Genomic DNA, 18,893 nt, shown 5'->3' on the forward strand with positions numbered 1-18,893 from the left:
CCGATTCAGGCCGCGTTCTCGCGCGGCACCACATAGGGCAGCGCCAGCGGCTGCAGCCTGGCGCCGCCACTGCTGCCGAGGTGCAGGCTGCCGTCGTCGAGCGCCACCAGCTTCAACTCGACCAGCGCATCCCACCCGCCGCCGGGGGCCGGTGCCGCCAGCGCAATCAGGCCGCTGGGCTGAGCAGCGTCGCCGCTCCAGAAGACTTCCTGGCCTGGCAGGGCCGCATCGTCGCCATGAACGAGCGCGGCGCGGCGCTTGATCGTGCCGCGGTACTGGCTGCGCGCGACGATTTCCTGGCCGGGGTAGCAGCCCTTCTGGAAGTTCACGCCGCCCACCAGTTCATAGTTCAGCATCTGCGGCACGAAAGCGTCGACGGTGTTCGCCACGATGGGCGCGACGCCGCTGTGCACCTCGAGCCAGTCCCAGCGGTCCAAGGCGAGCGAGGGCAGGGCATCCACCACTGCGTCGGCGTCCGCCGCGGGGCCGGCCCACAGCCAGCGGGCTTGTCCGGCACCGTCGGGCAGACGCACCACCAGCGCAGCACCCACCTCATGACGCGACCAGATCGCGCCGGTCGCCGCCGCAGGCAGCATCTGCGTCAGCCAGGCCGCTGCGCCTGGGCCGGTGAGTCCCAGCAGCGCGGCGTCGTCGCCGCCCTCGCTCAGCTGCGCCTTGGCTCGCAGCACGAACATGCGCAGGCGCTTGAGCGTGGCCGGCAGCACATCGCTGCGGCAAGCCAGCCAGATCTCGTCGTGGCTGCGCTTGAAGGCCACGAAGCTCGCCAGCATGCGGCCCTTCGGTGAACAGTAGGCGGCGAGCCGGGCCTCGCTCAAGCCCAGCCCGGTCATGTCGTTGGTGAGCTGGCCGTGCAGGAAGCTCGCGGCGTCGGGACCGACGGCGCGGATCACGCCGCTGTGCAGCAGGCGCGCTGCGCCATCGGCCACGGCGGCGCTGGAGGGGAGGGGGTTCGACATGGCCTGATTATCATCAGCGCAGACATGAGAGTTCTCCCCCGACGATGAAGCGCGCACTGAAGCGAGGGCTGTTGCTGCTGGTGGTGCTCGGGCTCGCCGCCGGCGGCCTGGGCGCCTGGTGGCTGACGCAGCCGCTGGCGCTGGCCTCGTCCAGCGTCGAACTGTCGGTGGAGCCGGGCACGTCGCCGCGCGAGATCGCGCAGGGGTGGGCGGACGCGGGTGTTCGGGCGCCACCGCTGCTGCTGTACGAGTGGTTCCGCTGGTCTGGCCAGGCGCGCAAGATCCGCGCAGGCAGCTACGAGATCGGCCCCGGCACCACGCCGCTCACGCTCCTGAACAAGATGGTGCGCGGTGACGAGGCCCAGGCCACTGTGCGGCTGATCGAGGGCTGGACCTTCCGGCAGTTCCGCGCCGAACTCGCGAAGGCCGAGGCGCTGAAGCCGACCACCGCCACGATGAGCGATGCCGAGTTGATGGTGGCCCTGGGCTCGCCGGGCCGATCGCCGGAGGGCTGGTTCTTCCCCGATACCTACGCCTACAGCAAGGGTGCGAGCGACCTGGCCGTGCTGCAGCGTGCCCACCGCGCAATGCAGCGCCGACTGGAGTCGGCGTGGCTCGAGCGTGCGCCCGACACGCCGCTGAAGAGCCCCGAGGAGGCGCTGACGCTGGCCTCGATCATCGAGAAGGAAACCGGCCAGGCGGCCGACCGGGGCAAGGTCGCCAGCGTGTTCGTGAACCGGCTGCGCATCGGCATGCCGCTGCAGACGGATCCCTCGGTGATCTACGGGCTCGGCGAGGCCTTCGACGGCAACCTGCGGCGGCGAGACCTGCAGACCGACAACCCGTACAACACCTATCTGCGCGCAGGCCTGACACCGACGCCCATCTCGATGCCGGGCAAGGCGTCGCTGCTCGCGGCCGTGCGGCCGGAGGCGAGCAAGGCGTTGTATTTCGTCGCGCGCGGCGATGGCAGCAGCGAGTTCAGCGAGAACCTCGCCGACCATAATCGGGCGGTGAACCGATACCAGCGCGGCAGCGGCCGCGGCTCCGCGCCATGAGCGAACCCTTAGCGCCGCCGTCCGGGCGCTTCATCAGCTTCGAAGGCATCGACGGGGCCGGCAAGTCGAGCCACCTCGACGCGGTCGCCGAGCGCTGGCGGCAGCGCGGCCTCGAGGTCGTGCGCACGCGCGAGCCGGGTGGTACGCCGCTCGCCGAGACCCTGCGAGAGCTGGTGCTCCACCAGGGCATGGATGCGCTGACCGAGGCGCTGCTGATCTTCGCGGCGCGACGCGACCACCTGCAGCAGTGCATCGCCCCCGCGCTCGAGCGCGGCGCCGTGGTGCTGTGCGACCGTTTCACCGATGCCACCTTCGCCTACCAGGGCGCCGGTCGCGGCTTCGACCTCACGGTGCTGTCCATGCTGGAGGCCTGGGTGCAGCGCGGCCCCACAGGGCTGCGCCAGCCCGACCTGACGCTGTGGTTCGACCTGGACCCGGCCGTCGCGGCGCAGCGCGTGGTGGCCGCGCGCACGCCGGACCGCTTCGAGCGGCAGGACGAGGCCTTCTTCCATCGCGTGCGCGAAGGCTATCGAGCGCGCTTCGAGGCCCAGCCGGATCGCTTCGTGCGCATCGACGCCTCGCAATCGCGCGACCAGGTGGCGGTGCAGATCACGGCCGTGCTGGCGGAGCGGGGTTGGTGAGCGCCGGGCCGGACGACGGGCTGCTGCCCTGGCTCGAAGCCCCGCTCGCGCAGGCCCTGCACGGCACGCGGGGTCATGCCTTGCTGCTGCACGGCATGCAGGGTGTGGGGCAGTTCGAGCTCGCGCTCGCGGCGGCGGCCGCCTGGTTGTGCGAGGGCGATGATGCAGCGGCGCGTCCCGGCGGCCGCGCCTGTCTGGTGTGTACGGCCTGCCGGTTGATTGCGGCGCGCACGCATCCCGACCTGATGGTCCTGATCCCCGAGGCGCTCCAGGAAGCACTGGGCTGGTCGGGGAGCGACGAGGCCGCCGACGGGGAGGGCGGCAAGAGCAAGGCCAAGCCCAGCCGCGAGATCAAGGTCGAGGCGGTCCGTGCGGCCGTGGGCTTTGCCCAGCAGACCTCGTCGCGCGGTGGCGCCAAGGTGACGGTGATCTATCCGGCCGAGCGCATGAACGCCGCGAGCGCCAACACGCTGCTGAAGACGCTGGAGGAACCACCGGGGAGGGCGCGTTTCGTGCTGGCCAGCGCCGCGCCGCAACGCCTGCTGCCGACGGTGCGCAGCCGCTGCCAGACCCTGCGCGTGCCCCTGCCGGCGCCCGACGTCGCGGCCGGCTGGCTGGCCGCGCGGCAAGTCGCGCAACCCGAGGTGCTGCTGGCGGCGGCCGGCGGCCAACCCCTGGAGGCGCACGAACGGCTCGCGCTCGGCGTCGATGCGCCGGCCTGGCTGCGTCTCCCGCGCGAGGTGCTGGCGGGCCAGGCAGCCACCTTGGCGGCCTGGCCGCTGCCCCTTGCGATCGATGCGCTGCAGAAGCTCTGCCACGACGCACTGGCGATCGCGGTCGGGGCCGTGCCGCGCTACTTCCCCGCCGACAGCCTGCCGCCTCGCGGCGACGTGGCGCACCTGACCGACTGCGCCGCAGACCTGCGCCATGCGGCGCGACACGCCGAACACCCATGGAACGCCGGCCTCGGCGTGGAGGCCCTGGTGGTGCGTGTGCGCGCGGCGTTGCGACCCAGCAAAGAGGGCGATGCGCAACACTCTCGCGGCCCGGCATTGGCTACACTGAAGCGATGAACGAACCGAACGCCCGGGGCCCTGCCAGCGCTGCTGCCAACAGCGCGCGCCCGAGCGTGATCCAGCTCGTGTTCCGCGAGAAGGGCGCGCTCTACGCGGCCTACATCCCGCTGTTCGCCGAAGGTGGCCTGTTCGTGCCCACCACGCGCGAATACCGGCTCGGCGAGGACATCTACCTGCTGCTCTCGCTGCCCGACGACCCGCAGCGCTACCCGGTGGCCGGCAAGATCGGCTGGGTCACGCCGGCCAATGCCTCCGGTGGCCGCACGCAGGGCGTGGGTGTCCGCTTCCCGACCGACGAGAAGACTCGTCTGCTGAAGGTGAAGATCGAGGAAATCCTCGGCACCTCGATCTCCTCGGCCAAGCCGACGCAGACCATCTAGCCGGTGGCCGCGCCGGCCGAGCTGAAGAGGGCGGTCCACCTGCGCAACGCCGATCGTTCCCATGTCTTCCTTCTGGCGAATCTGCCCGCGATGTTCGTCGACTCCCATTGCCACCTGAGCTTCCCCGAACTGCAGGCCGACCTGCCCGCCATCCGCGCGGCGATGGCGCGTGAGCGGGTCGATCGCGCCCTGTGCATCTGCACCACGCTCGAGGAGTTCGACACCGTGCACGCGCTCGCCTTGGGCCACGACAACTTCTGGTGCAGCGCCGGCGTGCACCCCGACAACGAGGGCGTGCAGGAGCCGAGCGTCGAGGATCTGCTGGCGCTGGCGGCACGGCCGCGCGTGGTGGCCATCGGCGAGACCGGGCTCGACTACTACCGCCTGGGTGACCGCACCGTCGACGACATGGCATGGCAGCGTGAGCGCTTTCGTGTGCACATCCGAGCGGCACGCGAGAGCCGACTGCCGCTGATCATCCACACCCGCAGCGCCAGCGACGACACGCTGGCGATCCTGCGCGAAGAGGGCGCTGGCGCCGACGGCGGCGTCACCGGGGTCTTCCACTGCTTCACGGAGACCCGCTCGGTTGCGCGCCAGGCGCTGGGGCTCGGGTTCATGATCTCCTTCTCCGGCATCCTGACCTTCAAGAATGCCGTGAAGCTGCGCGAGGTGGCGCGCGAGGTCCCGCTCGACCGCTGCCTGATCGAGACCGACAGCCCCTACCTCGCACCGGCTCCCCACCGCGGCAAGACCAACAACCCCTCCTACGTGCCGCTGGTGGCCGCGCAGCTGGCGCAGATCAAGGGCTGCTCGATCGAGGCCGTGGCCGACGCGACAAGCCGGAACTTCGAGCGCTTGTTCGGGCCGACCGTGCATCTGACGGAGCACACGTCAACTTGAGAAATGACATGAAAAAGCTGCTCTATCTTGTTGTTGCTTTGTCATTTTCTTCGGCACATGCCGGCTCGTACGATGATTTCTTCCGGGCCGTCGTCAGCGACGACAGCGCCGCGATCCGCAAGCTCGTCGCGCTGGGTTTCGATCCCAACTCACCGGACCCCAAAGGCCAGCCCGCCATCACGCGCGCGCTGTTCGCCGAATCTCCCCGCGCGGCGCTGACGCTGGCACGCCTGCCCGGCACCGACCCGAACGTGCGTAACCGGTCCGGCGAGACGCCGCTCATGGTCGCCGCCCTCAAGGGCGAGCCTGAGGTGGCGCTGGCGCTCATCGAACGCGGGGCGGTCATCGACCCACCGGGATGGACGCCGCTGCACTACGCGGCAGCAGGCAATTCGCTGCCGGTGCTGCAACTGCTGCTGAAGCGCGGCGCGGCCGTCGACGCCCGAGCACCGAACGGCCGCACGCCCTTGATGCTGGCCGTGCTGCACGCCAGCGAGGAGGTGATCGATGCCTTGCTCCTGGCCGGCGCTGACCCTCAGGCGCGGGAACGCAACGAACTGACGGCCGCCGATCTGGCGCAAAGGGCCGGGCGCGAACGCCTCGCGCTGCGGCTCGCGGCCTTGCCGGCGCGCTGACGGCCGCGGTGGGCCGCGACCCGACAGCGTGTCATCCAAATTCCGACACGGCATTTGGCGCCGGGACGACTACGACAGGCCCTGTGGGCTGCCTACATTGGGATCATCGCCACGCCACCTTCAAGAGGTACAGCATGCTTCCGATCCAGATCACGTCGAACCCGTTCGCTTTGCTGATGGAGCCGGAAGCGGTGGTCCAGGCGATGGAGCATTCCGACCGCCTGAACCGCCTGCAGCGGCGCATCTGCCGCCCGCTGGATAAGCAGTCGCCGCTGCCCGGTGAGACCGCCTCGGCGTCGTTCGATCGCGAAGTCGAGGCGGCGCCGGACGTGGAACCGGAGCCGATCATCACGGCTTCTACCAGCGCTGCAGATCTGATCTGATCGACCCAGGAGCCGTGAGCGCCGCCAGGGCGGGCTCGACGATGCAGTGGGGCTGAATTTCATGGGAGAGTCCGTCCTTCGGGCGGCCTGAACAATCGCGCCAATGTATAGAGGTCAGTACAGGGCGCGTTAGTGAACGCTACTGCTGGGAAGCAGGGTCGCCGGGCTGTCTGGCACGTGAGGGGAACGCACAAAAGAGCGGTCTTGTGTCCCTCTTTTTGCGTTTTCATGGTGCGTGGGCCTGCGGTCCACTGCCGGCATGATTTATCTGACCCCCAAAGCGTTGCCGTCGTTCGAGTTGCTGCTCGATGACGTGGGCGGGCCGCGCGCTGCTGCGGCCTATCTGGGCGTGTGCAAGCGTTCGATCCGGCGCTGGCAGACGTCGGGGAAGGCGCCGCGGCTCGTGCTGCTGGCGCTGTCCTGGGTGTCTCGCTGGGGGCAGTCGGCGATCGCGTGCGAGGCACACAACGATGCGGTCATGTACGCGGGGATGGTGCGGTGCCTGCAGGAGGAACTGCGGGACCAGGTGGCGCGCAAGCGTTGGCCGCGTCCGATACCGACCAGGTCGAAGGTCGGGAAGCCGGCGACCTGGTCTCGGCCGAGCGCTCGGGCCACTGCGCGGCCTTCGTCGCAGAAGCTGCGAATTCCGACACTGGCGCAGTACCTGAAGCGGGCAGGGGTGAAGTAGCCTTCGTCCTCGTTTGCAGGGCCTGGGCGGCAGCCGCTCCTTGCGATGTTTTTCCTGAACGCGTTGCGGTGTATCTGGGCACTCGCGCGCAGTTGATTGCGACGTGCATGTCCTCGAATCGAACGAAGATCGATAGCTTGGAGGGGACTCGCGCGGTCCTCGCGATGGTGGTTTTTTTTGCTCATTCGTGGCTGAGCTTTATCGGGCCGCTCGACGGGCTCGAGGTCACGGTGTTCAGTCGCATCGTGTCGACGGCGTCGACGTTGGCGGTGACGTGCTTTTTTGTGCTGAGCGGCTATGTGATCGCGTTGAGCATCATGGCGAACCGTGCGCGGAACGATGGGGTTTTCAAGCCGCTGGACTACTTCGCGGCGAGGTGCTTCCGGATCTTGCCGCCGCTGTTGGTGACGATGGGTCTGTGCTGGCTGCTGGCGATGGGTCTCGGCCTGGTCGGGGCCACGGAGACGAACATCGTGGGCGCTGAGCGGGAGCGCTTTGCGGTGTCGCTGTTACCGCAGTTCGTGGCGTTGGTAAGCGTCTCGGTACTTGGCGAGCTGGAGGGCGGCATCAATGGTCCGCTGTGGTCGTTGCTCTGGGAGATCCGGTTCTATGTGTTTGCCGGGCTCCTGGCCGTCGCGGCTTGGGGCAAGGGGGTCAGTCGCGTCGTGGGTGCGTTGGGCGCGCTGGTCTATGCCTGGCTGCTGGAGTTGACCGATCCGCTGGAGCTGGGGATCGCTGTGCCGCTGTTCGTGTATTTCGGATTGGGTGCGGTGGTTGCGTTGATTAAGCCAGGTGTGATGACGCGGCGGTCGCTGGTGTGGTCGGCGTTGATGCTGCTTGTTGCCAGTGCCGGGATCGGTTGGCTGGTGGGCGAGGATCTGTTCGTGGAGAGTCTGCGGCCGGCGAGTATTTCTCTGGAGATGCTGACCGCAATGTGGTTCGTGTTGGTGATCCTGGCGGTTCAGCAGCTGCACTGGCTGGCGGGTTTGGCGCCGCTGGGAGCGGTGTCTTACACGCTCTACATCCTGCATTTCCCTGTGCTGCAGGCGATGTACTTCGTGTTGGCCAACCATGCGCCTGGTGCTCTGCAAGGGGCAGGGGTGTGGCTGACGTGGCCAGTGGCGACGATGGTGACGCTGTGGGTGTGTGGCGCGGTTGGGCGCGCCGTCGAGCAGCCGGCGGCGCAGAGGGCGTTTGTTGCGGCTCTTGTGAATGCTGGCGATCGGCGCTCGCGTGTGACGAGCAGATCGTAGCTGCGGTCAGGGTGATTCCCGCAGGAGAAGATCTGCGGGATGGTGCTGGCTAGAGGTGGCGGAAGAAGGCAACGATCGCCGGCCAGTGCTTGTGGGTGATCCAACCTGTGCCGAACCAACCGATCGTGGTCCAGCAGCGGACCTTTTTTCAGAAGTCCTTGAGCAAGGCTGTAACAACCGCTGTAGCCGTGCTTTTGACGGTGGCTGCAGCCCTAGGAGGGGCTCAGCTCACAGGGCCTGCGGGCTCTTTTCGTCGTAGGTAAAACCGCGCCAATGTATATTATGTCAACTCTTGGGCTTGCCCTGAGTGTGTGGCAGTGGCTCACCGGCCGTGCGAAACCGCACCGCTTTGGCGTCCCGAACGCGACATGCGTTACAGAACTGTCCCCGGCCTGACGATGCTGCGCCATGCTGACACGGCTGCCTCGGCAGCTCCCCGCGTTCCCTGACTTGCTGGCCGACCTGGGCAACCCAGGCGCGGCCTTGCTCGCCCGCGCCCTGGGCGTGACCGACCGCACGGTGCGGCGCTGGCTGGTGGACGGCAACGCGCCGCGGCCGGTGCTGCTGGCGCTGTTCTGGATGACCCGCTGGGGTCAATCGGAGGTGGCGTGCGAGGCGCACAACAGCGCCGTCATGCACGCCGGCATGGTGGGCTGCCTGCAGCGCGAGATCGCGGCGCTACGCCGCGAGCTGGGCCGCGTGCTGGCCCTGGGCGAGTTCGGGGCCGCCAACAGCCCGAGCGCTGTCCACGTCGAGCACCAGCCCGACGACGAACCACAGCACGACGGCCGGCGCGACGGTGGCCGCGAGATCGGCCCAGCTCGGGGTGTGCCGGTCTCGGTGGGCAAGGTCGTACAGCTCTTTCCCCGCCCCCACCGCCACGACGACGCCGAACGCGGCCGGGCCTGAGTCGAGCAGCACCCAGGCGATCAGGAACACGAGCGCGCCCGCTATGGCGTGCAGTACCTTGTCGCGGCCGATCACAGGCGCACCCCGCGGAGCTGGCCGGTGCTGTCCACGTACTGCCACGGGCCGATCTCGACGGGCTTCGCCTGGCGCTCGACGCGCCGCAGGATCAGCGCTGCGATGACCGCGACCGCGACGCCGATCGCGATCGACTTCGCGGTGCCGTTCACTTCTTGCGCCGGCGGAATTGGCCGTTCTTCTTGCGCGGGGGCAGTCGCTTCGCCATGGTGGTTCTCCGTTGAAGGTCAGGATTCCAGCGGGGCATGCCCGCTGCGTTGAATGGCCCACTCCAGCCGCGCAAGGCGCAGCTCTAGGCGGACCATGTAGCGGCCCAGGCCGACCATGGCCGGCAACACGAGCACGTTGATGGCGCTGAGCGCGAGATTCAGGTGAGCGGTGTCCATCAGGCTTTCCCGTTGCGCCGATCGACGGTGCGCAGCGTGCCCAGGCCCAGCAGTCCGCCCAGCAGCACCAGCAACGTTTCCACGTCGAGCGCTGGTATCGGTGGCAGCACCTTCCCGGTCAGCACCGTGACGACCCACGGCAGCAGCGGCGCGGCGATGAACTGCACGCCCAGGCCGCTGACGCAGACCCAGCCGGCGGCCGGCCGCCAGCCGCCCTTGAAGATGCCGGGCGATGCCGCTTCGGTGTTGTTCACGCCGATCTGCGCGAGCGCCAGCGCCTGGGCCGCGCGTTGATCGAACGTGCCTTCGGACTGCGCCTTCAGCAGCTCGACCTCCGCCTGGGCGCGCTGCACAGGATCTGGAAAAACGCGGTCGAGCACGGAGCGCACCGCGTCGCCAAGGAAGCCGATGGCAAGCGGGCTCATGGCATGCCGGTCCAGTTGCCGAGCGCGTCATAGCCGCCGCTCAAGTCGGGCTGGCCGTTGCTGCCATTGCGCCCCGACGTTTCGTAGTAGTCCGCGCGGTCGATGCGCGCGAAATCGCCCGTGGTGGCCTGCGGCTGGAGCTGCAGCAGCGCCGCATGCGCTGGCGAGCCGACCGGGGGCGGCGTGCCGCTCCACGCGGTCATCAGCGCGCCTTGAGCGAGCGCGCCGGCACTGGCCCAGCGGGAGGCGAAGAAGAAGCCTCCCACGTCGATCAGGTAGCGCGCCTGGGCCGGGCTGGTGACGGCCTGCGAAGGGGTCGGCAGGCCGACCACGGCACCGACGCCACCGACCACACCGGCCGCAGCGCCATCGGCGGCCCGAATTGCGCCCGTGGTGAGCACTTCGGCCGCGTTCTGGATGCCACCCCGCTTTAGCACCCACATGGCGATCAGCAGGCCCGCGCCGAGCACGCCGCCGATCACGACGGTTTCGACCTTCGGGAAGCCGCTCATGCGAGCACCCCGCCGGCCCGCTCGTAGGCATCGACAAGGGCCGTCAGCCGGCGCTCGGGCTGGCCGTAGCCGGCGCCGGGCAGGCTGGCCCATTCGAGCCGGCACTTCGCGACGGCATCGGCCACGCGGCCCGCTTGCACATCGTCGAGCGCGCCGCGCTTGCGGATCAGGTAGACCGCGGCCGCGTCCTGGCTCGCCGGGCCGAAGTCGGTCAGGCCGAGCTGCCGCTTGCACAGGAGCCACGTGGACTTGATGAGCTGGTAGCGTCCTGCCGCGCTGCTCACGCAGCCGGGCCCGAAGCCCGCGCCCGCGCACATCGCATCGGGCAGGCGCTCGCCCTTCCACTCGCCGGTCACGGCCGGGTGGTCCGACAGGTCGGCGATGGTGTGCGCGTAGGCGTAGCAGACGCGGTAGGGGTCTGGACGTCGATCGGTGCCTTCGGCGCTCGCGATCATCGCGAGGAATGCGGCGGTGTTCGTGTCTTGCATGGCTGCCTCGGTTTGGAACTGCTCCACCTGGCGCTCCAGCGCGCCCAGCGGGTTGAAGTAGTCGAGCGCGGTCGCGCCGTCGCCCTCGCCCATCGCTTCGGCCTGGGCCGCGCCGTCGGCCGCGCGGCGCGCGAGCACCGCGCCGCCGACGAGCGCCACGGCAGCGACAGCAGCGACGGCAACGCGGCTCATGGCTACAGCTCTTCCACGTCGAAACCGAAGCCCGCTTCGGTGTTGATCGCCGGGCCAGAGATCCCGAAGCAGTACCCAGCAGGCACGACCAGCGGCGTCGTCAAAGGGAACTCGGTCAGCACGTTGGCAGCGGCGTATATCGTCATCAGCAGCACCACGCCCGGGACTTCGACGCCGGTCGGGTTGATGGTGGCCGCGAGGGCACTGAATCGCAGCGCCTGAGCGTCGGCCGCGCCGATCTTCTTGTTTCGGACGCCGAGCGTCAGGTAGCTATCGGTCGGCGCTCCCGTGCCGCTGAACAGCGTGCATATGCCCGCCGCCGCAGCGGTGTAAGAGAAGCGCTTTATGACGATCGACTTCGAGCCGGCGATCACACCAACGAGCCCAACCTTCGTCGCGCTCCCGACCCGCCGACTCAGGCCGAAATACTGGGTCTCCCGGTTCGTTTTTTCGACGTTCTCGTCAACGACGCGCACCACGCCCGGCTGTCGGCGCGAACCGCCCCTCCCTTCGTGAATCATCAGCGTGACGGTCTGCGCCGCCGCGCCGTTGCTCACCGTGAACTCGGTGAAGGGGCCCGAGACGAACAGGCCCGACAGCGCGCCCAGCATGCCGTCGGACTTGCCGCCGTTCTCGTCATAGAAATCGACGGTGAGCGCATAGGCCGAGTCGATGATCTCGAAGTAACGGCCGGCGCGCTTGAACACCTTGATTTCGTTGGCCGCGATCGCGAACGTCAACAACTCCATGTCACTTTCCCTTCGAGAGGATGAACAGCGCCGCGACGGCAGCCGCCGCGATCGCCGAATACTTGAAGCCGTCGGCCAGCTTTCCGTCGCTGGGCGCGCTTGCCGCGATGGCGCCGCTGTAGGCGTTGGTCGTGTTGCTGCCGGCCTGGGCGTACAGGCTGGTGACGGACTCGCCCAGGCTCTTGATCGTGTCGCTGCCGAGCTGCGCGATGAACTTCACCGCGTCCGACTGCGACTCGGCCATGGCGCCCTGCAGTTGCGCGTTCAGCTCGACGATTCGGGCCGCGTCGGCGTTGTTGACCGTCGTGCTGGTGCTGGTGCTGGTGGTGGTGTTGCGCGTCGAGCTGTCGCGCACGTTCAGGTTCGTCGAGCTGTTCGACGACAGCGAGCCGCCGGCACCGATGACGGTCGAGCCCTCGGCCGCAACGCGGTTGTCCTGCTGCGTGCTGGTGCTGCTGCTGGCGCTGCTGCTCTTCTGTTTACTGCCCATGGCTCACAAGTCCTTTTCCAGCTCGATCGAGCGGATGCGATAGCCGCGCTCCACGAGCAGCGGCACCAGCGCGCCGCGCCGCGTGAACATGCCCAGCAGCACCGCGCCGGCATCCTTGGCCGCAGCCTCCAGCGCGCCGAGCGCTTCGTAGGTTTCGGTGCCGGTGGTGGCCGCGGCCTTCAGCGTCGCCACGTTGCCGTCGATCGACACCGCGACGGCGCCGACGACGCGGCCCGCCTCGATCACGTCGAGCAGCTCGCAGCCCTCGGCGATCTCCGCCGCGGTCGAGCCATCCACCGAACGACGATCGACGGCCGCAAGCCGCGCCAACGATGCAGCGCCGTCGATCGTTCGCACAACCGTCGCGCTGCTCTTGTCCGTGGAAGCCATGTCACCCCCGCTTGCGCTTCATCAGCACGATCAGCAGCAGCACGCCGGCCGCCGCGGCGATCAACACCGGAGAGACACCGCCAGCGGTGACGAGGCCGCCCGGGGATGGCAAGCCTTCCGAGCTGTAGTCGGTTTTCGAGGGGGTCGCAATCTGCGTCCCGCTCCCGAAGTTGACCGACCAGCCCGAGCCGTCGAGCCGGTTGCCGTGAGCTGCCGATCCGGCCTCACCGCCCAGGAAGGGGCCGCCGCCACCGCCGCCGCCGGCAAGGTCCATCGCGCCGCCGAGCACGGCGCCGGCTGCGGCGCCCCAGGGTCCGAAGGCAGCGCCGGCCGTTGCGCCGGCCTGAATGCCGCCAGCCATGGCGTCAGCGCTTCAGCAGCGCGAAGGCCGCGAGAGCGACGCCGCCCAGCAGCAACCACGTGCCCACGCCGCCGCCGAGCGCGCCGCTCAGCAGGGTCTGCCCGGTGGCGTTGGGGGCTTGGTAGTAGGTTTTGCCGTTCGCGCCCGCGAAGGTGCCCGGCATGCCGTTGCCCGTGATGTTCTGCGGGGCCAGCTTGTTGTCGATCGCCTTGACCAGCCCGTACTGCACCACGCCCTCCCACCAGGGGGCGCCGGTCTGCGTGGGTTGAAACGGCGCCATCTTGGCCGTGTCGCTCCAGTCGCCCGGCATGGACGACGTGTAATAGGGGTCGCCAACGGCGGCGTCGAGTGCTGCGCTCATGCTCTGTTCCTTTCAAATCGGGCGGCCGGTGTCAGTGCCGGCCGCCCTGCCCTCTGGCTTCGCTTCGGGGGTGGTGTGGGGTCAGAGCTGCGAGTTCAGCGCGTACGCTTCGGTGTAGATCGTCAGCGTGTCGGCGGCCGAAGTCGTCAGGCGGAAATCGAGGTTCTGCACCGGCACCGCCTGACCCTGGGCCACGAGGATGTTCGCGGTGTTCAGCGCGTTCGCCTGCAGGCTGTCGGGCAGGAAGTCCACGACGAAGTACCCGGCCTGCGGCACGCGGCCGAAGTCCTGGGCGCGCTGATTGGCGAACGCCACCGGCAAGTCTTCGTAGATGTCCGAACCATCGCGACGAACGCGCACGGTGGACAGGTTCGCGTGCTTGATGATCACGCGCTTGAGCTGGTAGCCGTTGGCGCCGTAGGGGATGTAAATCTGTTCCTGCGCCGCGGCGGCGATCACCTTCTGTGCGTACTGCACGCGCTGAATGATCCGGTTCGCGCTCGGCGCTTCCACGTCGGCCCAGCCCGTGATGACGGAGGCCGCCACCTGGGTGTACGCGCCGAGATCGAATTCCAGCGTGAACTGCTGGACGCCGGCCTCTTGCGTGGCCGCGATGGTGCCCAGCGTGAGGGCCGCCTCTTCGCGAGCAAGCCGCTCAGTGAAGTCGATGACGATGAAGCTGGTGGCGTCGAAATTGCCCTTGTACTTGTTCAGGCCGCTGATCATGTCGGCGGCCGTGGCCCAGCGCTGGAACTCCTTGTTGTTCAGCTTGAGCACGATGTTCGTGACCAGCGAAGTGAGGATGTTCGTGCCGAGCTGGAGGTAAATCTTCTGGTACGTCAGGCCCAACGGCAGCGCCAGGGAGGCCCGCTGATTCGGCTGCACGTTCTGGATTTGGGGGAGGCGGATAGCGCGCATGTCGGGTTCCTAGAGCTGCGTTGGTGAGTGCCTGTCGATCAGCCGATCAGCGCCTTGTCCACGATGCTGCGGGTGGCCGAGACCTGGCGCAGCGCGTAGATGGTGGCGAGCACGATCGCGGTCGTGATGGCGGCGTTCTTCAGTTGGGCTTTCATGGGGTCGATTCCTGTGCAAATGGTGGGTGGAAGAGAGCCACCAGTGCACACCGCGCCGCTGTACGTTGGGGCCCCGGACGCCCGTACGTAGCCCCTACGTAGCCGCCCTCACCGAGACATGCGAATCGAGCCTTTTTGCAACACCCCGGCCCGGAAATCCCGCTCCAGGTACGCGATCGTGGTGGCCTTCTCGGTCTCGACGGTCTGCAGCGCCGACACATCGGCCAGCGGCACGTCGAGCGCCTTCGCCATGGCGCTGCGATCGTCGCTGTAGCGCAGCGTGAAGCACCGGATGAAGGTGCAGTTGCCCAGGAAGGTTTTATCGATCAGCGCCGGCCGCTGGGCCGCGCCGATGATGTGCAGCGCGCGGTGCCGGCCCTGCGTGATGCAGCGGCGCCACGCGGCCGGCGCCTGGCTGGCCGTCGTCACGTCGCTTAGCTCTTCGGCCAGGAACACCAGATGGCCGACCTCGAAGGCGAGCGAGCAAACCAGCGCGAAGGCGTCGGCCAGCGGCATGCCCGAGCCCGCCACGTAGCGCACGCGCACGGGCCCGGCGCTGGCCTTCCTAAATTCGGCCACCAGCGCCGGCAGCGTCGTGACCCGCTTCGCGTGTTTGCCGTACTCGTCACGCGGATCCCAGATCAGCAGGCGCGCGGGCTTCAGCGACGCCAAGGCCTTGTTGATCGAAACGCCCTTCCCGCTGCCGCTGGCGCCGATGTAGGCCCATACCATCGGCCGATTCAGCACGCTCATGGCCGCACGCCCTCCTCGGCCTCGGCCGGCTCCGCGCGCGGCATGGCCTGCCGCGCCTTCTCGGCCTTGATCGCCTGCAGCGTGACCATCGTGGGCGGTGCCGTCGCCAGCGCGAGCGCGATGTACGGGCCCCAGCTCGACATGAGATCGCCCAGGCTCCAGCCGTGGCGCTCCATCACCTGGGCGCCGGCCGTCGAGATGCCCTGTAGCGTGCCGTCGCTCCACGTGTCGCCGAACTTCGGCCACCACTCGAACATCGGCGCGACCAACAGGCGAGCCATCGTCAGCGCGCCCAGCAGCTCGGCCGAGCTGTCCGCGATGACCTGGGCGGGCTCCGGTGGCCGCATGCCCGGCGGTAGCGCGCCGTGCTCCAGCTCGACAGCCTGGGCGGCGAGTGCGTCGAGCCCGAGCGATTCGGGCGCCTGGGGCGCGTCGTCGTCATGCATGGCCCAGCACCCCCCACCCCATCGGCGCGCGCGTCGCTGGCGCCGGTTGCGGTGCCGTGGCGATCGGTGCCGGCGGTGCCGGCGGATCGTCGGCCGGCGGTGGCGGTGCTTCGTGCACGATCAGCGCGCGGACGAGCTCGTCCGATCGATCGGACCTGGCGAAGAGCTGGATATTGCAGCCGTTGCACGTGAGCACCGGCAGCCCCGACTTCGCGAGCGACAAGCGCGCGCGGTCGGAGCGGCACAGAGGGCACGTGCAGCGGCCGATGGACTCGGCCGCCATGGATCAGCCCTCGGTCGAGCTGGGGGCCGCGTCGTCGGGCAGCAGGCCCGCGGCGTCGAGCGTCGCGACGATGCCGGCGTTCAGCTCGCGCTGCAGCTCGATCGCCTTGACGACGTTGACGGGCACGAAGGCCTTACTCGAGCTGGCGTGCAGCTCGTCGAGTTCAGCCGCGACGATCTTCGGGCTGCGGTGGGGGGTGGTTTCGCTCATGGTCGGACTTTCGATGGTTGATGCCGACCCCGGCGCCATGCTCTTGTCGATCGATCAGGGTTCGCCAGCCCACCAGCGGCGCCCCTTTCGGCAGGATCACCCCGCCGATGCGGGTCGGCATCTGCCGCCCCCGCGTACAGTTATTGAAACGGGTCCGAGTGAGCGTCGGCGCCTTCGGCGCTCTCCGCTCATCCTGGCGCCATGCACCCTTCGGGCGCCACTCGCGCCGGGCCGATCGCACGATGTTGTGCGGCTCGCTCGGGTCAAACACGCCCACCGGGCGCGGCTTCTCGATCGACTCGTATCGACCGTGATGCAGCTTCGTTTCCTCGGCCACGCGCACCGCGTAGAACCGGCCCATCATCAAGCCGCCCTGGGCCTCGACGTAGGCGCCCCAATCGGCCCGCTTGTCGTCGTTGCGGTGCGCCGCCACCCAGGCCCGGCAGGTGCGGTGCGACGCGCCCAGCACGTCACCGGCCTCGACGCGGCGCAGCTCGCGCCATGGCGTGACCGGAGGCTGCCCCAGCGCCTGAAACTGCCGAATGCCCCAGGCGCTGGCCCAGGCCTCGACGCGCTGCGCGGTGCCGCCGAACATGTCGGCCTGTGCCGGCATGGGCACCGCCTCGCCGTTGAATTCGTCGGTGTGGCCTTCGTCGCCGACCGCGCCCGCGTCGTCGATGTTCTTCGCGATGTACTTGGCGACGTAGCCGCTCGCGCCGCCGGGGTGCATGGCCTTGACGGTCAGGCGGTGCTCTGCTGCGCCGGCCTCGGCGCCATCGTCGGCCAGCCAGTAGCGGCGCAGCACTTCCACCAGCTTGTCGGCGTGGCGCTGCACCGTCCACAGCAGCAGGTGCCAGTGCGGGCAGCCGTCGTGATGCGGCTCCGCGACCCTGAACCCGTACATCGGCACGCCCAGCCGGTCGAGCGCAGCGCGAGCGCGCGCCCAGGCCCTGCACAGCCACCGCTGCGCGTCGCGCGGGCTGTTGGGCTGCACCGGGCCGAAGTCGCCGCGCCACTTCGGATTCGCGCCGCCGTGGCGCAGCGTCGAGTGAAAGCGCGACGGCGCCGTGGCGGTGACGAACAGGCCAGCGTGACCCGATGCATCGGCGAGCGACTCGCAGCCGGTAATGCGGGTCATCAGCTCGCCGCGGCGGATGGCCTTGTTCGACGTGGACGCCGCTGCAGCATCGGCGAGCTTGATCACCTGACCGTCGGCCGACTCGATCTCGGTCGCCGCGAGCATGGCCGCGTTGCGGCCGTTCTGCTCGACGCGACGCCGCAGCGTGTCGTTCGTGACGTAGGGCTGCCGGCGCGTTGCACAGACTTCGCTGCGCGCGATGCCTTCGGACTCGCGCAGCCGGACGACGGCGCGACGGAGCTGGCGGCGCCACCACGCGGCGCACTGCGCACGCGCGATCAAGCCGGCGAGCTGCTGCGCGTCGGTGCCCTTCCCGATCAGCCGCAGCGGCTGGCCGTCGAGCGCCTGCACCTGGGCGTTGATCCAGGACACATAGCCGGGAACGTCGCGGGGCTGCCGATCGTTCGTGATGCGCGCCGCCATGGTCTCCGCGCGGCGGTCGGCCAGCTCGCGCAGGAAGGCGTCCGGCATGTCGGAGCGCACCGGCTGCGCGCCGCGATCGACGCGCACCGACGTGATTTCGTCGACCGCCCTAGCCCGCTCGTTGTGCTGGAACTGGCGATGCTTGTAGACCCGCTCGCGCTGCCGCTCAAGCTCGATCCAATGCCGAGCGGTCGTGATGGCCTGCCTCATGACGGACGACACCTAGCATCGAGATGGCATGCTTCGCAATCCTTGGGAGGGATCACATGAACACGCTCTGCATGACTACTAACCTCAGCTCCAGCGATATAGCTGCCTGGGCGCAATTCGGCGCCGCCGTCCTCGGGGCACTGACGACAGTTGGCGTGGCCTATTGGGCCAGCCAAGCTCAGCGATATCAAAGCCTCAGGGCGCTCGGCATGATGTCCGCTCAACTCGAATTCGTTCTGAACGAGGTACAGGCAGCTTGCAAGGCCAATGATGAAGGCAAGCTGCGTCGCGATTTCGGGATGCTCAAAGAAGTCGAAACCGCAATTCGTGGAATTCCGATGCACACGCTGCCCCTGCACCACATGCGCAATTACGTAGAACAACTCAAGATCTGCCGAACGGCGGTCGACAAGCTGGAAGAATGGGAGCTGAACGGTATTGAAAGCCTGTCCGACACCATCAGGGTGCTGGCGCCCACCTTCGAGACGCTTTACATGCAGGCGCGCACCATTACCAATCGCGGGTAAACGGGCCGCGCCCTGTACCGTGGCCATCACCGCGGCGCACTCCTCTCTTCAAGAGCCAGAGCCGTAGGCGCTGGCTCGACGCTCGCGGCGGCGTAGGCGGCGAGGATGGCCAGGACGAGCACAAGGCGCTTCACTGCAGGCACTCCGGCCGATGCGCGAGCGAGCGGCAGCCGCTGCACTCGCCGCACACGCGACGCAGGTTCGCGAGCGGCTCGCGGTGCACCCAGGAGTGCCCCGCGAGGCGCAGCCATGCGGAGGGCCGGTGCTGGTGATCGTCGGCGAAGCCTTCGACCGTGCCGTAAAAGGTCGAATCGGACCACGTGAAGCACACGCGGTCGCCGATGATGATCGGCAGGCGCGGCGCCGTCGCCGCCATCAGCGCGTCGAGCCGCACGCGCAGGGCGAGCAACTCGGCGTGCTGCAGGGTGGAGAGATCGAAGCTGCTCATCACGCCACCCCCAGGCCGGCGGTTGCGTTGCGCAGATAGCGCCCGGCATA

29 protein-coding genes are annotated in these 18,893 nt (G+C 68.7%); 11 read left to right on the forward strand and 18 right to left on the reverse strand.

Going from position 1 to position 18,893, the window contains the following annotated elements:
• Positions 1-5: 5 nt before the first annotated feature.
• Positions 6-977 carry a folate-binding protein YgfZ gene (locus tag ASC67_RS02670; RefSeq protein WP_056314811.1) on the reverse strand — a complete coding sequence of 324 codons (972 nt, stop codon included), beginning with the start codon at positions 975-977 and terminating at the stop codon, positions 6-8.
• 44 nt (positions 978-1,021) lie between these two features.
• Between ASC67_RS02670 and mltG the strand changes: the two genes are divergently transcribed.
• The 10 genes from mltG (at position 1,022) to ASC67_RS02720 (ending at position 8,903) form a co-directional block, all read left to right on the forward strand.
• The gene (gene mltG / locus ASC67_RS02675) at positions 1,022-2,035 is read left to right on the forward strand and encodes an endolytic transglycosylase MltG (RefSeq protein WP_082535784.1); all 1,014 of its coding nucleotides are present in this window, start codon (positions 1,022-1,024) and stop codon (positions 2,033-2,035) included.
• Entirely contained in the window at positions 2,032-2,676 is a 645-nt protein-coding gene (tmk, locus tag ASC67_RS02680; protein WP_056314813.1) for a dTMP kinase, read from the forward strand. The genes mltG and tmk overlap by 4 nt, the downstream gene beginning before the upstream one ends.
• Positions 2,673-3,749: a DNA polymerase III subunit delta' gene (gene holB / locus ASC67_RS02685; RefSeq protein ID WP_056314816.1), complete on the forward strand. Its 1,077-nt coding sequence runs from the start codon at positions 2,673-2,675 to the stop codon at positions 3,747-3,749. The genes tmk and holB overlap by 4 nt, the downstream gene beginning before the upstream one ends.
• Positions 3,746-4,132 carry a PilZ domain-containing protein gene (locus tag ASC67_RS02690; protein ID WP_036229307.1) on the forward strand — a complete coding sequence of 129 codons (387 nt, stop codon included), beginning with the start codon at positions 3,746-3,748 and terminating at the stop codon, positions 4,130-4,132. The genes holB and ASC67_RS02690 overlap by 4 nt, the downstream gene beginning before the upstream one ends.
• Positions 4,133-4,222: 90 nt before the next feature.
• A complete protein-coding gene (locus ASC67_RS02695; RefSeq protein WP_056315140.1) occupies positions 4,223-5,035 on the forward strand; it encodes a TatD family hydrolase in 813 nt (270 codons plus the stop codon).
• 8 nt (positions 5,036-5,043) lie between these two features.
• Positions 5,044-5,670 (forward strand): ankyrin repeat domain-containing protein, encoded by a 627-nt coding sequence (locus ASC67_RS02700; protein ID WP_082535785.1) that lies wholly within the window; start codon positions 5,044-5,046, stop codon positions 5,668-5,670.
• A 134-nt stretch (positions 5,671-5,804) separates the two neighbouring features.
• Positions 5,805-6,053 (forward strand): hypothetical protein, encoded by a 249-nt coding sequence (locus ASC67_RS02705; RefSeq protein WP_056314819.1) that lies wholly within the window; start codon positions 5,805-5,807, stop codon positions 6,051-6,053.
• Positions 6,054-6,312: 259 nt separating this feature from the next.
• Positions 6,313-6,741: a hypothetical protein gene (locus ASC67_RS02710; RefSeq protein ID WP_156466626.1), complete on the forward strand. Its 429-nt coding sequence runs from the start codon at positions 6,313-6,315 to the stop codon at positions 6,739-6,741.
• Positions 6,742-6,848: 107 nt separating this feature from the next.
• Entirely contained in the window at positions 6,849-7,994 is a 1,146-nt protein-coding gene (locus tag ASC67_RS02715; RefSeq protein WP_156466627.1) for an acyltransferase, read from the forward strand.
• Between the two features lie 408 nt (positions 7,995-8,402).
• Positions 8,403-8,903: a hypothetical protein gene (locus ASC67_RS02720; protein ID WP_056314824.1), complete on the forward strand. Its 501-nt coding sequence runs from the start codon at positions 8,403-8,405 to the stop codon at positions 8,901-8,903.
• Positions 8,904-8,974: 71 nt separating this feature from the next.
• On the opposite strand, the gene ASC67_RS20450 is transcribed toward ASC67_RS02720, so the two are convergent.
• The 16 genes from ASC67_RS20450 to ASC67_RS02790 all read right to left on the reverse strand — a co-directional run bounded on the left by ASC67_RS20450 (position 8,975) and on the right by ASC67_RS02790 (position 17,868).
• Positions 8,975-9,130, reverse strand: a complete 156-nt coding sequence (locus ASC67_RS20450) for a hypothetical protein (RefSeq protein ID WP_156466628.1) — start codon at positions 9,128-9,130, stop codon at positions 8,975-8,977.
• 75 nt (positions 9,131-9,205) lie between these two features.
• Positions 9,206-9,364, reverse strand: a complete 159-nt coding sequence (locus ASC67_RS20455) for a hypothetical protein (protein ID WP_156466629.1) — start codon at positions 9,362-9,364, stop codon at positions 9,206-9,208.
• Positions 9,364-9,789 carry a 3TM-type holin gene (locus tag ASC67_RS02725; RefSeq protein WP_056314826.1) on the reverse strand — a complete coding sequence of 142 codons (426 nt, stop codon included), beginning with the start codon at positions 9,787-9,789 and terminating at the stop codon, positions 9,364-9,366. Before ASC67_RS02725 ends, ASC67_RS20455 begins: the two co-directional genes overlap by 1 nt.
• On the reverse strand, positions 9,786-10,301 hold the full coding sequence (locus tag ASC67_RS02730; protein WP_056314828.1) for a hypothetical protein: 516 nt from the start codon (positions 10,299-10,301) through the stop codon (positions 9,786-9,788). The genes ASC67_RS02725 and ASC67_RS02730 overlap by 4 nt, the downstream gene beginning before the upstream one ends.
• Positions 10,298-10,981, reverse strand: a complete 684-nt coding sequence (locus ASC67_RS02735) for a glycoside hydrolase family 104 protein (protein WP_235566197.1) — start codon at positions 10,979-10,981, stop codon at positions 10,298-10,300. Before ASC67_RS02735 ends, ASC67_RS02730 begins: the two co-directional genes overlap by 4 nt.
• A gap of 2 nt (positions 10,982-10,983) precedes the next feature.
• A complete protein-coding gene (locus ASC67_RS02740) occupies positions 10,984-11,730 on the reverse strand; it encodes a hypothetical protein (RefSeq protein WP_056314830.1) in 747 nt (248 codons plus the stop codon).
• A gap of 1 nt (position 11,731) precedes the next feature.
• On the reverse strand, positions 11,732-12,220 hold the full coding sequence (locus tag ASC67_RS02745) for a hypothetical protein (protein ID WP_056314832.1): 489 nt from the start codon (positions 12,218-12,220) through the stop codon (positions 11,732-11,734).
• A gap of 3 nt (positions 12,221-12,223) precedes the next feature.
• Entirely contained in the window at positions 12,224-12,610 is a 387-nt protein-coding gene (locus ASC67_RS02750; RefSeq protein ID WP_056314834.1) for a hypothetical protein, read from the reverse strand.
• 1 nt (position 12,611) lies between these two features.
• Complete coding sequence (locus ASC67_RS02755; protein ID WP_056314836.1) at positions 12,612-12,971, reverse strand: hypothetical protein; 360 nt, start codon at positions 12,969-12,971, stop codon at positions 12,612-12,614.
• Positions 12,972-12,975: 4 nt separating this feature from the next.
• On the reverse strand, positions 12,976-13,332 hold the full coding sequence (locus ASC67_RS02760) for a hypothetical protein (protein WP_056314838.1): 357 nt from the start codon (positions 13,330-13,332) through the stop codon (positions 12,976-12,978).
• A gap of 81 nt (positions 13,333-13,413) precedes the next feature.
• Positions 13,414-14,250, reverse strand: a complete 837-nt coding sequence (locus ASC67_RS02765; protein WP_056314841.1) for a major capsid protein P2 — start codon at positions 14,248-14,250, stop codon at positions 13,414-13,416.
• A gap of 263 nt (positions 14,251-14,513) precedes the next feature.
• Entirely contained in the window at positions 14,514-15,077 is a 564-nt protein-coding gene (locus ASC67_RS02770) for a hypothetical protein (RefSeq protein WP_156466630.1), read from the reverse strand.
• 77 nt (positions 15,078-15,154) lie between these two features.
• On the reverse strand, positions 15,155-15,604 hold the full coding sequence (locus ASC67_RS02775) for a hypothetical protein (protein ID WP_056314844.1): 450 nt from the start codon (positions 15,602-15,604) through the stop codon (positions 15,155-15,157).
• Positions 15,597-15,887, reverse strand: a complete 291-nt coding sequence (locus ASC67_RS20890; protein ID WP_056314845.1) for a hypothetical protein — start codon at positions 15,885-15,887, stop codon at positions 15,597-15,599. The genes ASC67_RS02775 and ASC67_RS20890 overlap by 8 nt, the downstream gene beginning before the upstream one ends.
• A 3-nt stretch (positions 15,888-15,890) precedes the next feature.
• On the reverse strand, positions 15,891-16,097 hold the full coding sequence (locus ASC67_RS02785) for a hypothetical protein (protein ID WP_056314847.1): 207 nt from the start codon (positions 16,095-16,097) through the stop codon (positions 15,891-15,893).
• Positions 16,051-17,868, reverse strand: coding sequence for a replication endonuclease (locus tag ASC67_RS02790; protein WP_056314849.1), 1,818 nt, complete (start codon positions 17,866-17,868; stop codon positions 16,051-16,053). The genes ASC67_RS02785 and ASC67_RS02790 overlap by 47 nt, the downstream gene beginning before the upstream one ends.
• Positions 17,869-17,924: 56 nt before the next feature.
• Between ASC67_RS02790 and ASC67_RS02795 the strand changes: the two genes are divergently transcribed.
• Positions 17,925-18,395 (forward strand): hypothetical protein, encoded by a 471-nt coding sequence (locus tag ASC67_RS02795; RefSeq protein ID WP_156466631.1) that lies wholly within the window; start codon positions 17,925-17,927, stop codon positions 18,393-18,395.
• Between the two features lie 130 nt (positions 18,396-18,525).
• Here the strand turns inward: ASC67_RS02795 and ASC67_RS02800 are convergent, their stop codons facing one another.
• Positions 18,526-18,843 (reverse strand): hypothetical protein, encoded by a 318-nt coding sequence (locus tag ASC67_RS02800; RefSeq protein WP_056314853.1) that lies wholly within the window; start codon positions 18,841-18,843, stop codon positions 18,526-18,528.
• Positions 18,844-18,893: the final 50 nt, after the last annotated feature.

Source organism: Methylibium sp. Root1272 (assembly GCF_001425905.1).
Lineage (GTDB): Bacteria > Pseudomonadota > Gammaproteobacteria > Burkholderiales > Burkholderiaceae_C > Methylibium.

Excerpts from the sequence above, each read along its gene's own strand:
- ASC67_RS02670 (WP_056314811.1), bottom strand. The coding sequence starts at position 977 with ATGTCGAACCCCCTCCCCTCCAGCGCCGCCGTGGCCGATGGCGCAGCG.
- mltG (WP_082535784.1), top strand. The coding sequence starts at position 1,022 with ATGAAGCGCGCACTGAAGCGAGGGCTGTTGCTGCTGGTGGTGCTCGGG.
- tmk (WP_056314813.1), top strand. The coding sequence starts at position 2,032 with ATGAGCGAACCCTTAGCGCCGCCGTCCGGGCGCTTCATCAGCTTCGAA.
- ASC67_RS02690 (WP_036229307.1), top strand. The coding sequence starts at position 3,746 with ATGAACGAACCGAACGCCCGGGGCCCTGCCAGCGCTGCTGCCAACAGC.
- ASC67_RS02695 (WP_056315140.1), top strand. The coding sequence starts at position 4,223 with ATGTTCGTCGACTCCCATTGCCACCTGAGCTTCCCCGAACTGCAGGCC.
- ASC67_RS02700 (WP_082535785.1), top strand. The coding sequence starts at position 5,044 with ATGAAAAAGCTGCTCTATCTTGTTGTTGCTTTGTCATTTTCTTCGGCA.
- ASC67_RS02705 (WP_056314819.1), top strand. The coding sequence starts at position 5,805 with ATGCTTCCGATCCAGATCACGTCGAACCCGTTCGCTTTGCTGATGGAG.
- ASC67_RS02710 (WP_156466626.1), top strand. The coding sequence starts at position 6,313 with ATGATTTATCTGACCCCCAAAGCGTTGCCGTCGTTCGAGTTGCTGCTC.
- ASC67_RS02715 (WP_156466627.1), top strand. The coding sequence starts at position 6,849 with ATGTCCTCGAATCGAACGAAGATCGATAGCTTGGAGGGGACTCGCGCG.
- ASC67_RS02720 (WP_056314824.1), top strand. The coding sequence starts at position 8,403 with ATGCTGACACGGCTGCCTCGGCAGCTCCCCGCGTTCCCTGACTTGCTG.
- ASC67_RS20455 (WP_156466629.1), bottom strand. The coding sequence starts at position 9,364 with ATGGACACCGCTCACCTGAATCTCGCGCTCAGCGCCATCAACGTGCTC.
- ASC67_RS02725 (WP_056314826.1), bottom strand. The coding sequence starts at position 9,789 with ATGAGCCCGCTTGCCATCGGCTTCCTTGGCGACGCGGTGCGCTCCGTG.
- ASC67_RS02730 (WP_056314828.1), bottom strand. The coding sequence starts at position 10,301 with ATGAGCGGCTTCCCGAAGGTCGAAACCGTCGTGATCGGCGGCGTGCTC.
- ASC67_RS02735 (WP_235566197.1), bottom strand. The coding sequence starts at position 10,981 with ATGAGCCGCGTTGCCGTCGCTGCTGTCGCTGCCGTGGCGCTCGTCGGC.
- ASC67_RS02740 (WP_056314830.1), bottom strand. The coding sequence starts at position 11,730 with ATGGAGTTGTTGACGTTCGCGATCGCGGCCAACGAAATCAAGGTGTTC.
- ASC67_RS02745 (WP_056314832.1), bottom strand. The coding sequence starts at position 12,220 with ATGGGCAGTAAACAGAAGAGCAGCAGCGCCAGCAGCAGCACCAGCACG.
- ASC67_RS02750 (WP_056314834.1), bottom strand. The coding sequence starts at position 12,610 with ATGGCTTCCACGGACAAGAGCAGCGCGACGGTTGTGCGAACGATCGAC.
- ASC67_RS02755 (WP_056314836.1), bottom strand. The coding sequence starts at position 12,971 with ATGGCTGGCGGCATTCAGGCCGGCGCAACGGCCGGCGCTGCCTTCGGA.
- ASC67_RS02760 (WP_056314838.1), bottom strand. The coding sequence starts at position 13,332 with ATGAGCGCAGCACTCGACGCCGCCGTTGGCGACCCCTATTACACGTCG.
- ASC67_RS02765 (WP_056314841.1), bottom strand. The coding sequence starts at position 14,250 with ATGCGCGCTATCCGCCTCCCCCAAATCCAGAACGTGCAGCCGAATCAG.
- ASC67_RS02775 (WP_056314844.1), bottom strand. The coding sequence starts at position 15,604 with ATGCATGACGACGACGCGCCCCAGGCGCCCGAATCGCTCGGGCTCGAC.
- ASC67_RS20890 (WP_056314845.1), bottom strand. The coding sequence starts at position 15,887 with ATGGCGGCCGAGTCCATCGGCCGCTGCACGTGCCCTCTGTGCCGCTCC.
- ASC67_RS02785 (WP_056314847.1), bottom strand. The coding sequence starts at position 16,097 with ATGAGCGAAACCACCCCCCACCGCAGCCCGAAGATCGTCGCGGCTGAA.
- ASC67_RS02790 (WP_056314849.1), bottom strand. The coding sequence starts at position 17,868 with ATGAGGCAGGCCATCACGACCGCTCGGCATTGGATCGAGCTTGAGCGG.
- ASC67_RS02795 (WP_156466631.1), top strand. The coding sequence starts at position 17,925 with ATGAACACGCTCTGCATGACTACTAACCTCAGCTCCAGCGATATAGCT.
- ASC67_RS02800 (WP_056314853.1), bottom strand. The coding sequence starts at position 18,843 with ATGAGCAGCTTCGATCTCTCCACCCTGCAGCACGCCGAGTTGCTCGCC.